Source organism: Streptomyces sp. NPDC051364 (genome assembly GCF_040682115.1).
Taxonomy (GTDB): domain Bacteria; phylum Actinomycetota; class Actinomycetes; order Streptomycetales; family Streptomycetaceae; genus Streptomyces.
Genome location: NZ_JBFBAH010000090.1, coordinates 1 through 1,449, shown reverse-complemented (window position 1 = coordinate 1,449; position 1,449 = coordinate 1). Strand labels below are relative to the sequence as shown.

The 1,449-nt window shown below is 70.7% G+C and carries 1 protein-coding gene; it reads right to left on the bottom strand.

The features are described from left to right. Positions 1–206: 206 nt before the first annotated feature. Entirely contained in the window at positions 207–1,394 is a 1,188-nt protein-coding gene (locus AB0M76_RS43455; RefSeq protein WP_365958294.1) for an IS4 family transposase, read from the bottom strand. Between the last annotated feature and the right edge of the window lie 55 nt (positions 1,395–1,449).

Sequence of the window (1,449 nt, the reverse complement as noted above, 5' to 3'; positions counted from 1 at the left end):
CAATGCCGTTGATTTATGGCGGTTGGATCACGATGGCGTCGTGTGAGGGCCGGGTGGGCTGGGGCCAGTCGCGGTGGCGGCTGGTCTTGGCCTTGTAGTTCGACATCTTGCGTTTGACGACCCGGGCCTGGCTGCGCAGTCGCCTTGGGGGCAGGAGCCGTTCGGTGACCTCGGTGCGGAAGTGCCCCCAGGCCGTGTGCAGGTGGTCAGGGGGAAAAAGAGCCGGGCAGGATGGTGACGGTGCGGCGGGCCGCCCGCAGGGCGGTGGTGAAGGAGAGCCGGTCGCAGTCGACCGGCTCGGGACTGCCGGCGGCCGCTTCGGCCATCAGCGCGCGCAGGGCGTGGTGCACCAGGAGGTGGGCGTAGACCTCCTGGCGGACGCCGGTGGGGGTCTTGCTGGCCAGGACGACGGTCTTGGCGCCGCGCTGGTGGGTCTTGATCTCGTCCAGGACGCTCTCGCATTCCCAGCGCTGGGGGTAGAGCGCGGCCAGGTCGACGGCGGGGGCCAGGACCGGGTCCAGGACCGAGGTCAGTAGCACGTACTGGTCCTCGCCGGGTCGTCCCGGGTCGTCCAGGCGGTAGCGGATCACCCGGACCGCCACCGGCTCGCGGCCGGCCTTCTTGTCGTCTTCGGCCTGGATCCGGCTGAGCCAGGACCCGTCGGGCAGTGATTGCAGGACGGGCAGGCGGCGGTTGGTCTTGGCGCGGAAGCACAGGTCGGCGCCGCCACTGGTCAGGGCTCGCCATAACCGGGTCGAGGGCAGGTTGCGGTCGCCCAGGACGAGCATGCCCGCGGTCAGTGAGCGTTCCAGGTCCTCGGCGAGGCGGACCTCGCCGTCATGCCAGCCGCCGAGCACCGCGTCGACGACGGCGTGGGTGCCGCATTCGACCAGAGCGACGACCTGGACCTGCGGATATCCGCCGGTGCCTTCGCCGCGGCCGGTCCCGGGGCGGCCGAACTCAGCGGCGTTCGCCGGACTGTCGGCGACATCGAAGCGGGTGCCGTCGATGGCCATCAGCCGCCAGCCCCTCCAGAACACCCCGGGCATCGCGGGCGTGCCCAGCGGTCGGGCACATCTGTCGAACAGCGCGGCCATCGGCTCGACCCCGAGCCGTCCGCGGGCGCGGAAGATGGCGGCCTTGCTCGGTGGATGCCACGACCCCCACAGCCCCGCCCACCGCAGGCCCTCAGCGAGGTGCCGCATGACCTCCAGATACGGCGCGGGCGAGAACAACGCCATCGCCAGCAGGAAGTACACCACCAGCCGGGCCGGCAACAGCCGCCGACGCTTCTCCGTCCGGTCGCACTGGGCCACGACCTCGTCCACCAGCCACGGCGGATACATCCGGGTCAGCACACCCACCCCGGCCAGATCCGGCAGAGACGACGCCATGCCACCACCCCCGATGACGTCGTCTCACCGATCCAGATCTATGTCAACGGCATTG

Excerpts from the sequence above, each read along its gene's own strand:
- AB0M76_RS43455 (WP_365958294.1), bottom strand. The coding sequence starts at position 1,394 with ATGGCGTCGTCTCTGCCGGATCTGGCCGGGGTGGGTGTGCTGACCCGG.